We start from the raw sequence: 13,284 nt of genomic DNA on the forward strand, positions 1-13,284 counted from the left end.
GCAAAATCGTAGTTGTGGGGTCTTATTATTCATAGTAAAGAATGGCTCAGGGTGGATTTGAACCGCCGACCTCAGGCTTATGAGTCCCGCGCTCTAACCAACTGAGCTACTGAGCCATTTATTTTTAACCTGTGTTACCATAACACAAAACTGATCGCAATTGCAACTACAAATTTTGTTCGTTAGCAGATTTTGTTGATGGGCGATCGCTACTCCAAGCCCACCAAACCCAATCGCATTGACACTGATAAAATTCTTGCCATTTGCGGCGGTAGTTGTCGGTCATTACCGGGGAACGTCTATTTAGCCAGACTTGCTTGGCTTCCCGGCTACTAGAAAGGCAACGAGGACAGCAAAATTGATGAGCGTGAGTGGCGGTAGCTGTCCATTCTGGCGGAGTTGGCGCAAAAGCATCCATGTGTTGAAATTTATCGTTTAATTTTTATTCTAAACCCGTCAGTCATCCTAAAAGTGTTTAAATTTTGCTTTTCCCTAAAATATTTGCTCTAGAAGCAAAGCCTTAAAAGGTGTAGGGTGTTAGGTATGGGGACATTAGTTATGCGATCGCCAAAAAATTATTTGTTATGGAGCAAAATGTTGAAATTCGCCGCCTGTTAGATTTGATGCCAGCTTCCGGGCGGATGATGACAAAAATTGTCAGTAAGCCAGAGCAAAGGCAAATAATTGATAGTCCGCTACCGCTTCCTTGGCAGCAACAAAGGCAAGTATTTATTAATTTCGATCTGTGGCGGCGTTTGTCCAAACCACAGCGAGACTTATTGCTGTTGAGTAATGTTACCTGGATAACAGGAATTAAGTGGTTTAAACCAGATATTTACCAAGGCGTGGTGTTAGCTGGACTGCTAGGGGCGACGGTAGAATTAGTGCAAAGCGATCCGGTGGGTGTGGTTATTGGTGCGGGATTGAGTGCTTTTGCTTCGGCTCAAATTTGGCGCAATAGTCGCAGTTCAAAAGTAGAACTCGAAGCCGACGAAGCTGCGATCAAAGTCGCCCAAAGGCGGGGTTATTCAGAGACAGAAGCGGCGGGATATTTGTTATCAGCTATAGAAACGGCGGCACAAATTGAAAAGCGTTCAAGCTTAAACTTTGTAGATTTGATTCGCTGCCAAAATCTCCGCGCGATCGCAGGCTTATCTCCAGTCAGTGTCCCCTTATCGGAGAGAAAAGACTTCTTGCAAAAGTAAAAGATAGGTTTTACTTAATTTTTGCTGGGCGACAGTGATAAACCTGATAATTGTACCCATCTACAAGAACTTTTACATCGTTTTCTACAGTGCTTGTATCTGTGTAGCATCGATCTAGTTCTACGGGGGCATAAAAATTTACTAACCATAAGTCAAAGGGTAGTGATTGCTGATTTATAGTGCTTTGTAGAGCGGCAGTTGAGGTATAGGGATCTTGGGATTGATGCGCTAAAAGAAACTGCGGCTTAGTTGGCAACCCACTAAGTTTGAATTCTCTGGCGATCCCCATCATTTCACCAGTTTGGACGTGAGTTTTATGGGTTGTGGCAATCAAAACCGGAGACGAATTACTTGTTTTTTGCACTAACTGCACAAATAAATCGGGACGATAATATTTCTGATAACCCAAGTTATTAATCACGCTGAACGCACTTAGCAATCCCATCAGCCAGATTAAAGCTACGGCAGTTTTGCCGGATAATAATTTATTTACAGGCAATCTAGTTTTTTCTGGAGTTTGCCAACAAATGGAGAGACTGGCAGCGACTAAAACAATTACGGCTGGGAAGTAAACAAAGTTGTATCGAGCGCCACGAGTGAGATCGATCCCTAAAATGTATGTAAAAAAGAAAAATATTGCGATCGCACTGCCCACAATTTGGACAAATACTTGAGTAATTACACGATTTGGTTGCTGCAAATTAGCGATTAAGCCGCGCCGAAGTAAGGGAATTGCCCAAATAAAAAAACCAATCATTACTAACCCAGAAGCAATGACTACAGGCAGCGCCGAGGCTTCTACAGGTAGCAAAGACAGCATTGTGATCCAGGCAGCTATTGCCTGAAAAATCGGACTTAACAGCGTCAAAATGTTGGTTTCGCCATTTTCAATCCATTCAGTCAATTCACGATTATTTTGTAAAAATACTGGCAGCCAACCTACCCCACCAACCGCCGTACCTAACGCCACAGCGTAAATTTGCCCCCAGGGAGAATTGAAGGCTCTTTTTTTCTGGCGGTATTGCCAAACCAGCAATACCACAGCTTCCGCCGCCAGCGTTAGTACAAAAAAGTAATGAGTAGCAATGCCTAGAATATTAACTAATATCCAACTGATAGCGACGAAAATAGGTAATTTTGTTTTATTTTGAATGTGCCTGATGGAAACTACCAAGCAACCAAAAGAAGCAATTACCCACAAAATAGCCAAAGTGTAATGACGGGCTTCTTGCGCTAAAAAAATGCCATAAGGAGAAACCGCCATCATCGCCGCCGCAATTTGCCCAACTAAGGGAGAACGAAAAGCAAAAGCGCTCAGTAAATAAATTGCCGGAATCGACAAAGCGCCGAATAGAGCGCTCAGACTTCTAGCTACCCACAAAGAAACTAAACCGCTATCCCCAGACCATAATTTCATCCACCAATGAGCCAGCATAAAGTAAAGGGGTGGATGATTGCTCTCAGTCAGTAAGTGCTGAAGCACTTGAGCAATACCAGCACGAGGATTTATTTGCAGTGGTTGCAAAAGTTCGTCAAGAGAAACCGCGCTATCTAGGGGAACAGTACGATAACTATTGCCCAAACTAAACACCAACGTCGAAAATTCATCAGTCCAAGGCGACTTGGCAGTAAGTTGAGCTAAACGCAAACCCAGGGCTATAGCTGTCCACAGTAACAGCAGCAAACAAGTTTTAATCACTCCTCACCATTTGCCTCTCAATAGCGCGATCGCAATCCTACATTTAGCAATATAGTCTTATACCTTAGACTTGTACGCAAAAATTTTATTAGTCAGCTTTAGCTATTAGCCTAGGACTTTGCTTCTAGGCGGGCTAGGATGATTTTTCCATAAATTCATTGGGCATTTTTAGCTTTTGCACGAAGTCTTTTTCTAATTAGCTAGGATATTTCTGACAAAATTGAGGTTAGAGCCGAACTTATTTATTGGATGCCTCGTGACGACTAAAACTATTGAGTCAATTCTTGAAAGTGCCTTAAATGGAGCCGACTTGTCAGCCCAAGAAGGAGTAATGTTGTTAAAGCAGACCGATCCCAAAGTCAAGTCTGTAATCAAACACACCGCCGATAGCCTCCGCCATAGTCAAGTGGGCGATACCGTTACTTATATAATCAACCGCAATATTAACTACACAAATATCTGCGAACAGCATTGTAGTTTCTGCGCTTTTAGGCGTGATGCCAACGATGAAGGTTCCTACTGGTTGGATTGGGAGCAAATTTTAGCTAAAGCCACCGATGCAGTTGAGCGCAATGCTACAGAAATCTGTATGCAGGGAGGACTAAACCCTACTGCCAAAATTAATGGGCTAAGTCTAAATTATTATTTACGTTTAGTTGCAACTATCAAGGGCAAATATCCCCAGCTACATCTCCACGCCTTTTCTCCCCAAGAAGTCCAATTTATTGCCAAAGAAGATGGGGTTAGCTACGCCTATGTAATTGCCGCCCTCAAAGACGCAGGAGTCAATTCTATGCCCGGTACGGCGGCGGAAGTATTAAACGATGAAGTACGGCGCATTTTATGCCCAGAAAAAACTGATACAGCAACTTGGTTAGAAATTGTTAGCACCGCTCATCGCCTAGGTTTACCGACAACTAGCACCATGCTTTCTGGGCATATTGAAACCCCAGAGCAGCAAATAGAGCATTTAGAAAAATTGCGAAGTCTGCAACAAACTGCTCTAGAAAAATCTTACCCTAGTGCTATCAGCGAATTTATTTTGCTGCCTTTTGTCGGTCAAGAAGCGCCTAAACCTTTACGCAAGCGGGTAGGACGAGATCAACCAGTTTTAGAGGATGCCTTACTACTTACAGCAGTAGCAAGAATTATGTTAGGCAATTGGATTGGCAACCATCAACCAAGCTGGGTAAAGCTAGGGCTAACAGGGGCAATAGAAGCACTCAACTGGGGTTGCAACGATATCGGCGGTACATTGATGGAAGAACATATTACAACTATGGCTGGCGCACTTGGTGGTACGTGCATGGAAGTAGAAACTCTCCAAAAGGCAATTTCCTCGCTAAAAAATCGCCCTTACCAGCAAAGAGATACCCTATATCATCCGATTTAACTTGTTAGGCGTTGCCTCAGCAAAACGATCCCCAAAGTACCAATCACTGGTAGGATAGACGTTAATTTAATGTCTACTTACTCAAAAACCTATGAAGCGCTATTGGTCGCGTCTGATTGCCTTAGTTTTGGTTGCAGTCATTGGCTTAATGGGCTGTTCTAACAATGGCTCTAGTTCCCTGAGCGGAGATTATCGCCAAGACACTTTAAGCGTAGTCAATACATTGAAAACCGCCCTAGATTTGCCGGATGATGACCCAGAAAAAGCCCAGTCTCAAGCCGTAGCGCGGGAAAAAATCAATGAGTTTTCTGCTCGCTATCAAAGAGATACCTCCGTTGCTGCCCTCAATTCTTTTACAACGATGCGGACAGCATTAAACTCTTTGGCTGGACACTATAGTTCTTATCCCAATCGCCCTGTACCGCAAAAGCTCAAGCAACGCCTGCAACAAGAATTTAAGCAAGTAGAAACATCGCTCTCTAGAGGTGGCTAGTTTAGTTTGGGGGGATGGGGAAACTTATATCAGGCTAAAACAGTCAGTAAAACGCAGAGTAAAACCTCCCAAATGCCTACTACTGACTGATAAAAAATTTTGTTCTAGAGCAAGCAGTTATTATTCAATGACTGTATTGTTAATTCTAGGCAATTTCTTTAAATAAAGGCAGTTGGCATAGTTTAATAAGCAACCTTGGGTTAAAGTGAGCTTAATTAAATTAAGACTTTAATACATCCTTTATTTATGCTTTTGGGCATGATTAATCATTCTGTGAAATTAAAAAAAACTATACTTCCTTGGCGAAATGCGATCGCCACAATTGTTACAAGTAGTCTAATTACGACTAATTTTGGATTCTACCCAGCCCAAGCTCAAACCAATGCCTACTGCCAGTTGGCAGAATCGGCAAAGCAAGAAAAACAAAATTTACTTCAAGCCACCCTCAAAGGAGACAAAGACGCTCAAAGTCGCTACCAAAGCCTAGTAAATCAACATACCCAGCAACTCCAAGAATGTCGCAATCGCACTTGGCCCCAAGTTCAAGCAATTTGGCTGCGCTTATATCCTTGCGATTTACAAGCAGGCAGACTAGACGAAATTATGGATCGGATTATCAACCGAGGCTATAACCAAGTTTATGTCGAAGTTTTTGCGGACGGACAAGTATTACTACCCATGGGAACCAATCGTACAGCTTGGCCTTCAGTTGTCCGTACCCCCGGCAGCGAAAAAGTGGACTTATTGGCTCAAGCCATTCAAAAAGGTCGCGAGCGGGGCTTAAAAGTTTACGCTTGGATGTTTATGATGAATTTTGGCTATTCCTACGGTCAAAGAAGCGATCGCCAGTCGGTACTAGCTCGTAATGGCAAAGGGCAAACAAGTTTATATTTTGTTGATAACGAAAGCCAAGTTTTTATCGATCCTTATAACCTGCAAGCAAAAAGAGACTATTACCAATTAGTAAATGAAATTGCTCGTCGCCGCCCCGATGGCGTGTTGTTTGATTACGTCCGTTATCCGCGAGGTTTGGGAGCAAATTCAGTAATTACCAAAGTTCAAGACTTATGGATTTATGGCGATGCGGCACAACAAGCTTTATCCAAACGGGCGCTAAATTCTAAAGGACTAGAGCTAATCGGGCGCTATGCCAAAAAAGGCTCGATCTCAGTTGCCGATGTAGCCGCCGCCGACCAACTATATCCTCAAGAAGGCGAACCCCTGTGGCAAGGACGCACGCCCCCACCACCCACCTTCCTAGCTTCACCCAAGCAAGACTCATCACCATCACCGCAGGCGATCGTCTTACCGAGTGCAGCCCAAAGACAGCCGCGCCTGCAATGGGAATTGTGGCAGTTGAGCGTTGCTCACGCAATTCAAGGAATTTTAGACTTTTTAGCTGTCGCCGCTTGGCCCGTGCAGCGTCAAGGAATCAAAGCCGGAGCCGTATTTTTTCCCGATGCCAATCAAACCATTGGTCAAGGGTATGATTCGCGCTTGCAACCTTGGCATCGATTTCCGACGACTTTAGAGTGGCACTCAATGGCTTATGCCAACTGCGGCAACTCTGCTTGCATTGCGGCTTTAGTCCAAAAAGTAACAAAGCAAGCTCCAGAAGCCAACGTCATTCCAGCGATCGCTGGAGTTTGGGGTAAAACAATTTCCAACCGCCCTTCTTTAGAGGCGCAAATGCGGGCAATTCGCACGGTTGCGCCTCAATTGCGCGGTGTAAGTCACTTTGCCTTTTCTTGGCAAGAACCCCAGCTAGACAGCGAGCGGAAGTCTTGCCAAGTACGCCGGATATAGCCCTCTAGATCGCCGACTCCTGGCGATTGTCAATGGCACAAGATAAGTGCTTAGAGATGATTGATAGTACGCTTTCAGCTTGTACTGGCTTATTTAAATAGTCAGAGCAACCTACTACCTTAGCTCGGACGCGATCGATAATATTGCTAGTCAAAATTACAATCGGAGTATCGCTAAAAGTAGGAATTTTGCGTAAACGAGAGCAAATCTCATAACCATTGAGATTAGGCATCACTAAATCCAAAAAGATTAAATCTGGTTTGCGGTGGAGCAGTGTTGCTAAGGCTCGGAGGGAATCGTTTATAGCTACAAACTGATAGCCAGATTCAGTCAAAATCTTCTCCATTGTTTGGCAAACTAAGCGACTATCATCAATGCAGGCAATTAAAGGCTGCGGAGCTTGAGTTTGGGTAGTAGATGAAGAAATTGGCGGTGCGATCGCTCTAGGCAAGTCGTCAATATCGGTTAACTCTACTATGCCCGATTGAACGTAGGGCAATAGCGAGGAAGCCACTTCAACTACTTGGCGCTTCATCTGTAAAGCCAAATCTCGCAAACTATGCTGTCCGTCGAGTAAAACTGTTAGTTGCCTGTAAGCAGGAGCAGAGACTTTTTGTTGCAGATCTTCTGGTCGCTTGATAATTGGGGCAAGATTTGGAGATATTTCCGTAAACTTAGCACTTTGCCAAATCTGCCAACTTTGTCGCACCGCCGCCGTCGCTTGGTCAGCATCAATTAATAGTAATTGAGCCGCCGATGAAGTTTCCTTTGGCTCAATTTGATACTTTAGCTGTTTGGCTTGCATACTATCAAACAACACCTCTTGAACGATCGCTCGAATTACTTGGGCTACTTGTTCTCTAGTAATTTGTTTGCGTTCGAGCCATAAATTTAATAGTTGATATTCAGCAGGCAAATCGGCACTTGCAGGGATCTCCTGGAAGCCGCCATCGATTTGCGGGCAGTAGGTTGAGATATTTCTTTGCCAACGCCGCCGGGGATGAATCCCACCACTAGCATACAAAAGCCGCCCTAAGTAGAGGTAAAATACCCACTCCATATCTCCCTGCGCTTTAACTGATAGTTGCCCCGTAAATTGAGCTTGTTTGAGAGCGGCAAACTCGTTATCAAAAACTGCCGTGCTGGTATATTTGGGCTTACTGGTCAGGCTTTTACGCAATTCTTCCAATTTTCTTTCTAATTGCCTAATAAAGGCAGCTTTTCGCTCTAGCCGCACGGAAATCGCCCCTAATAGGTCAGCGCTAGTAAAGGGCTTAGTTAAGTAATCGTCTGCCCCTAACTGCATTCCTTGGCGAAGATCGCTTTTGTCGGCTTTGGCGGTGAGAAAAATAAACGGAATTGTGGCGGTAATCGCTTCTTTGCGGAGTAATTTCAAGACCTCATACCCATCAAGCTCTGGCATCATGACATCGCAAATAATTAAATCGGGTTTGTAATCCCAAGCCCAAGTTATACCTACATAACCATTTTCTGCCCCAACGCCCTCAAAGCCTTCAGCTTCCAGCAAGTCTAAAATATTTTCTCGGACTAGCTGCTCATCTTCAATTACTAAAATTTTTGTCATAAATTTATGCGGTTTGATTTAAGGGAATTGTGACTGTAAACGTTGTCCCTACACCAATTTCACTTTCTACAGCAATTTTGCCGCCATGCAAGTCTACAGACTTCTTGACAATGGCAAGCCCTAGTCCTGTGCCGGAAATTGTGCCAACATTACTAGCTCGATAAAAAGAGTCAAACAATTTGGCTTGCTCTGTAAGTGGAATACCAATTCCTGAATCTTGGACGCGGAAAAGCACTGATTGTGGCGTCCAAATCAACTCAAAGTGAACGATGCCGCCTTGGGGCGAATACTTGATCGCATTTGTCAGCAGATTACTCAAAATCTGTCGCAGAAGTTTTTCATCCATGTAAGTATTTACACAGCTATTTTCGCTACTCCAGGCTATTTTGTGGCTTTGGTTACTGATTTGCACCTCATCTATTAAATCGAGGCAAAATTGAGTCAATTCTATTTCATGGGGATTAAAATCTAGTTTTCCTACTTCCGCCTGACCAATTAACAAAACGTCGTTTAATAGTTGCGTCATATGTTTGACGCTAGATTGAATTCGCAATAAATGTTGGTTTTTTTTCTCCTCACTCCACTTAAAGCCATATTTTTCAATTAATTCCGCCGAAGACAAAATTGTAGTTAAGGGCGTGCGAAATTCATGGGAAGTCATGGTGACAAAGCGCGACTTTAACAAGCTGAGTTCTTTTTCTTTTGCTAAAGTAACGCGCATATCGGCTTCGGCTTGTTTACGCTTGGTAATGTCTCGAACAATAGCGATGACTTCATTTTCCCCACTGACAACAATCCGAGCTTCGTAATCGTGCAAATCGTCATCTTGAAGCATCTGGTATTCAAAGATTTGCACTTCCTGACCCAAAAGTGCTTGTTGCAAGCATTGCATGGCTTGCTGAGCGGCATCTGCTGGTAGTATTGCGTCAATGTGCTTATTTACAAAGTTTTTGGCAGCTAGGCGATCGCCTTTGGGGATACAGCTAGTCACAATGCCCAACCCATTGATGCGAAATATCACGTCTGGCAGGGCGTTGAGCAAGGCGCGGTTGGTGGCTAAAGTAGAGCGCAAAGATGCTTCCGCTTGTTTGCGCTCGGTAATATCTCTCAAAATTGCCACATACTCTGGAAATCTTTGCGGTGAAGGATTGGAGATACTTACGTCTATAGTGCGCGTTTGGTGACGAACTTCAATTATTTGTTCGCTTCTATTTGCCCAGTGCTGGGGTTGACCTACTAAATTAGGCAGAAATTGATTCAGAGATCGCCCGATCAAATCCTGAACTTGGGTATCAAACATTTCTTCCCCTGGAGGGTTGACTTGGCGAATAATTCCATTTTCCTCTAGCACCAAAATAGTGTCAGGAACGGTATCTAAAGCAGCGATTAAGAGATTTTTTGCTTGTGTGTGGGCGGTGTCGATGGCAGCAATTTGCGGTAAAGTCGTCCAGCAAGCGATCGCGATCGCGATAAACGATAGCGTAACTAGCGCAATAACTAATAAATTGGCGCTTTGCTGATTCAAGCTGCGATCCAAGTTGCCGCCAATTGCCCAACCTATAGTAGTAGCGCTACAAACTAAGACAATTAAAATAATTACTTGAGCTATTACTGCATCTTTAAAATTGCTTTCTTGGTGCTGGTGACGCTTTAGCCACCATTGAGGATGAAAAGGAGCAAAAGAAATGCGCCTTATCGCCGCATCTGCGACCAAAATCACTACCGGGATTGCTAGTCCTCCGATCAAATCTTGCCAACTCCACAGCGTACCACCGACTACCAAAACAACGGTTTCGACCAGCAAAAAAATTAGCGACCACCCACCCCAGCGCACTTCAGGAGCATCTCGGCGCAACCATAGCCCTAAATGCAAACCCATAATTGATACTAAATAGGCTGTTCCCGCTACGGGGATAATTTGAGCTATATCTCCCCAAACTAAACATAGGCAACTGATAAAAAATGTAAATATTAAGGCAGGCTTTAAAACACCCTGGGAAGAAACCACTGCAAATACCGGAGATAATTGTTTATCTAGGGCTAGTTGGTACAAAATCCGGGGAGAGTTGGCAACGGCAGTAGCACAACTTAGCAAACAAGAAAAGGAAATCAGTAAAGTGACGACAAAAGAAGCATAACGACCCCAAAACGGTTTAGACGCTGTTAACAGGTTTAAAAATGTGTCGCTTCCTAGGGAAGTAGAGTTAGGTACAAGAGAAACCAGCACCCAAGACCCACCGAGAAATACTACAGGAATTAGCCAAGCAGCTACCGTCAAAAACTTCAAAGTCTGCGCTGGACGCTGGCTATCGGCAACAAAAGAAGAAGCAGTTTCGCAGGCATAAACTGAGTAAGTAGCGATAAAAAACCACTTTGCCCATTCACTGAAGCCTAAAGTATTATTTGTAACTGCTACTTCTACCTGATTTAAGGCTATCCAACCCACCCCTTGCAAACAAAAAGTAATTACAAAAGCAATCGCTGGTACGACAAAAACCAAGTGGAGTATAGCTAAAGCTCGACTGCCACTAAAGGCTACAATAAAAGCGATCGCGCCAAAGCCAATTTTTAATATCGTTTCCGGGCAGCTAATGCCTAGAGGAGCTAAGTTTACTTTAATTAATTGCGTCAGTATAATTGCGTAGATTGCCGGGGCAGCCGCCCAACTAAAGAAATAAGCGAGCGCCACATAGCGCCCCAAAAGAGGAAACGACTCTAGTAACCGCGCAGCATAGTTGGGCGTTCCTCCCGATACATTTGACCAATGCTTACCCAACTGCTGCACTTGCAAGTTGAGCATCATGGCGACAATTACTCCAGGCAACCACACAAAAATAGCCTTGGTTCCCAACGCCGCATGAATTACCGGGGCTGTACCAATCCAGCCTACATGACCTGTTAGACCAAAACCCCAAGTCTCCAAAACACTTAAGTTTCGCGGTAGTAGTACAGCTTGACGCTGAAAATTATCCACATCAATAAAATGGCATTTTAGCCATTTTTCTCCTAGGTAAACTTCTTTATATTTGATTCTTTATCGTTATTCTTAGGAGAATAAAACCGTACAAACACTTAGTTACTAACTTTATAGTTAGATTTTTCAGTAATTGTTCTGAAGTTAAATGTTAATTATTAAGCAAACATGAACCTTAACAAATATTGCTATACAAAAGTAGCTTAAGTATAATGTCTAACACTATCGTGCAAGAACTATCAGTTTTTATGGAGCAGTTGAAACAAAAAACCGAGCTTCATGCTGGCTATCCTTACAATTTGACGTGTGACTACACTATACTTGCAAACTTTTTTAACTATTTACTAAACAACGCTGGCGACCCATTTGTAGAACCAGATTTTGGTCTTCATTCGCGTAAGTTTGAGCAAGAAGTATTAGCTTTTTTTGCTGACCTTTACAAAATTCCCCATCAAGACTTTTGGGGTTATGTAACTTCCGGTGGTACGGAAGGAAATTTTTACGGCATATTTTTAGGTAGAGAAGTTTACCCCCAAGGCATATTGTATTCGTCTCAAGACTCCCATTATTCCATTGCCAAAGCTGCAAAATTGTTTCGGATGACTCATTTAGTTACCGATTCTCAAGCTAACGGAGAACTCGATTACAAACATTTCGAGCAGCTAATTTGTGCCAACCGCAATTGTCCGGCAATTATCAACTTAAATATTGGTACGACTGTCAAAGGTGCTATTGATAACTTAGATATAGTGCTAGAAATTTTAACTAGAAACAATATCAAAGATTACTATATACATTGTGACGCAGCGCTTTCGGGGATGATGCTACCTTTTTTAAAGAATGCACCCCAAGTTAACTTTACCAAAGCCATAGATAGTGTAGCAATTTCTGCCAAATTTATTGGTTCGCCTCTACCTTGTGGAGTTGTTTTAACTAAGAAAAAATTTGTCGATAAAGTCGCAACCTTAATTGAATATATAGGTTCCAAAGATACAACTATTCTCGGTTCTAGAAACGGTCATTCTTGTTTAATTCTTTGGTACGCCCTAAAAACTAGGGGTCATAGCGGCTTTGCGGCGGAAGCTAAAACTTGCATTCAAAATGCTCAATATCTTTATCAGCAACTCAAATTAAGACACTATCCCTGTATGCTTAATGCTTTTTCCAATACCGTAGTATTTGCCAAACCCTCAAAACAAACCATCGCCAAGTGGCAGTTAGCCGTACTAGACGATTGGGCGCATATTATTGTGATGCAAAATATAACTAAGCAAAAATTAGATGCTTTTTTAGACGAGCTTGATTTTGCCCTCAACTTACAAGTTGGATAGCAACCTCCATATTGTTGTCAAGTTAATTTGTGCTGAGAAGACTAGCACTGACCCTATTTGTGGCGCTATCATCAGGCACAGAAGGCATATTTTATTAAAGTTATGGGCGAATCAAAACGGCGGAAGACAGCACTCAAAGAAAAATACGGACAAGAAACTAGATTCTTGCCTTGGCTGCCAATTAGCAAAGGACAAGCACAAAAGTTTGTAGACTGGAGTACCCGTGGTGCTTGGATTGGAATTGGGTTATTAGTCGCTTGGTGGTTGACTGTATTGTTTTTAGGACCTGCTTTAGGCTGGTGGCAAGTCAAATAGCGACTATTGTCAAGAAACAAGGGAGAAAATTAACTTCTCTCTTGTTTGTCAAGCTTTCAGCGCTCGATTAACTTGCTCAGAAATCCATTGGAGATAAGGCAAAGAGCCAGCAACCAAGGGAAGGGCAATAATTTCGGGAACTTCGTAAGAATGTAGTTCTTGAATTTTTGCAGCAATAGCTGCAAACTGCGATCGCTCAGTTTTAATCATTAGCTGCCATTCTTGCTCTTGATGGAGCTTGCTTTGCCAGGTGTAGATAGAAGTAATCGGCACTAAACTAACGCAAGCAGCCAGTTGAGATTCTACCAAAACCGTAGCAATTTTCTCAGCTTCCGATTGCGAACTTGCGCTGACTAATACCAATTCTTTATGAAGCTGCGCTAAATAAAGCTTCAAGGATGAAATTGTAAGAAGTGAGAGAAGCAATCGTCTCAGGAGTGATGGCAAGGAGTGCATCAGTTAACTTCTGCTGTAGTTGTGGGA

11 protein-coding genes and 1 tRNA gene are annotated in these 13,284 nt (G+C 43.1%); 6 read left to right on the plus strand and 6 right to left on the minus strand.

Annotation, left to right across the window (positions count from 1 at the left end):
* Positions 1-42: 42 nt before the first annotated feature.
* Positions 43-116: transfer RNA gene (locus AC2VE5_RS15330), tRNA-Met, on the minus strand.
* A gap of 50 nt (positions 117-166) precedes the next feature.
* Positions 167-418: a hypothetical protein gene (locus AC2VE5_RS15335; protein WP_486888601.1), complete on the minus strand. Its 252-nt coding sequence runs from the start codon at positions 416-418 to the stop codon at positions 167-169.
* A gap of 166 nt (positions 419-584) precedes the next feature.
* Between AC2VE5_RS15335 and AC2VE5_RS15340 the strand changes: the two genes are divergently transcribed.
* Positions 585-1,205, plus strand: coding sequence for a DUF3318 domain-containing protein (locus tag AC2VE5_RS15340; RefSeq protein ID WP_486888602.1), 621 nt, complete (start codon positions 585-587; stop codon positions 1,203-1,205).
* Positions 1,206-1,215: 10 nt separating this feature from the next.
* Here AC2VE5_RS15340 and AC2VE5_RS15345 read toward each other — a convergent pair whose 3' ends face one another.
* Positions 1,216-2,904, minus strand: a complete 1,689-nt coding sequence (locus AC2VE5_RS15345) for a glycosyltransferase family 39 protein (RefSeq protein WP_486888603.1) — start codon at positions 2,902-2,904, stop codon at positions 1,216-1,218.
* Positions 2,905-3,160: 256 nt separating this feature from the next.
* Between AC2VE5_RS15345 and cofH the strand changes: the two genes are divergently transcribed.
* The 3 genes from cofH to AC2VE5_RS15360 all read left to right on the plus strand — a co-directional run bounded on the left by cofH (position 3,161) and on the right by AC2VE5_RS15360 (position 6,596).
* A complete protein-coding gene (gene cofH, locus AC2VE5_RS15350; protein ID WP_486888604.1) occupies positions 3,161-4,297 on the plus strand; it encodes a 7,8-didemethyl-8-hydroxy-5-deazariboflavin synthase subunit CofH in 1,137 nt (378 codons plus the stop codon).
* A gap of 91 nt (positions 4,298-4,388) precedes the next feature.
* Positions 4,389-4,790, plus strand: a complete 402-nt coding sequence (gene psb27 / locus AC2VE5_RS15355; protein ID WP_486888605.1) for a photosystem II protein Psb27 — start codon at positions 4,389-4,391, stop codon at positions 4,788-4,790.
* Between the two features lie 258 nt (positions 4,791-5,048).
* Complete coding sequence (locus tag AC2VE5_RS15360; RefSeq protein WP_486888607.1) at positions 5,049-6,596, plus strand: family 10 glycosylhydrolase; 1,548 nt, start codon at positions 5,049-5,051, stop codon at positions 6,594-6,596.
* A gap of 4 nt (positions 6,597-6,600) precedes the next feature.
* Here the strand turns inward: AC2VE5_RS15360 and AC2VE5_RS15365 are convergent, their stop codons facing one another.
* Both AC2VE5_RS15365 and AC2VE5_RS15370 read right to left on the minus strand, forming a co-directional pair.
* Complete coding sequence (locus AC2VE5_RS15365) at positions 6,601-8,181, minus strand: response regulator transcription factor (protein WP_486888608.1); 1,581 nt, start codon at positions 8,179-8,181, stop codon at positions 6,601-6,603.
* A 4-nt stretch (positions 8,182-8,185) separates the two neighbouring features.
* Positions 8,186-11,155: an amino acid permease gene (locus tag AC2VE5_RS15370; protein ID WP_486888609.1), complete on the minus strand. Its 2,970-nt coding sequence runs from the start codon at positions 11,153-11,155 to the stop codon at positions 8,186-8,188.
* A gap of 212 nt (positions 11,156-11,367) precedes the next feature.
* Between AC2VE5_RS15370 and AC2VE5_RS15375 the strand changes: the two genes are divergently transcribed.
* Together AC2VE5_RS15375 and AC2VE5_RS15380 are read left to right on the plus strand one after the other, a co-directional pair.
* The gene (locus AC2VE5_RS15375; RefSeq protein WP_486888610.1) at positions 11,368-12,486 is read left to right on the plus strand and encodes a histidine decarboxylase; all 1,119 of its coding nucleotides are present in this window, start codon (positions 11,368-11,370) and stop codon (positions 12,484-12,486) included.
* A 102-nt stretch (positions 12,487-12,588) separates the two neighbouring features.
* Entirely contained in the window at positions 12,589-12,801 is a 213-nt protein-coding gene (locus AC2VE5_RS15380; RefSeq protein ID WP_486888611.1) for a DUF2839 domain-containing protein, read from the plus strand.
* Positions 12,802-12,849: 48 nt separating this feature from the next.
* Here the strand turns inward: AC2VE5_RS15380 and cutA are convergent, their stop codons facing one another.
* Positions 12,850-13,197, minus strand: coding sequence for a divalent-cation tolerance protein CutA (cutA, locus tag AC2VE5_RS15385; protein ID WP_486888612.1), 348 nt, complete (start codon positions 13,195-13,197; stop codon positions 12,850-12,852).
* Positions 13,198-13,284: the final 87 nt, after the last annotated feature.

Source organism: Aliterella sp. E5.1 (assembly GCF_057473825.1).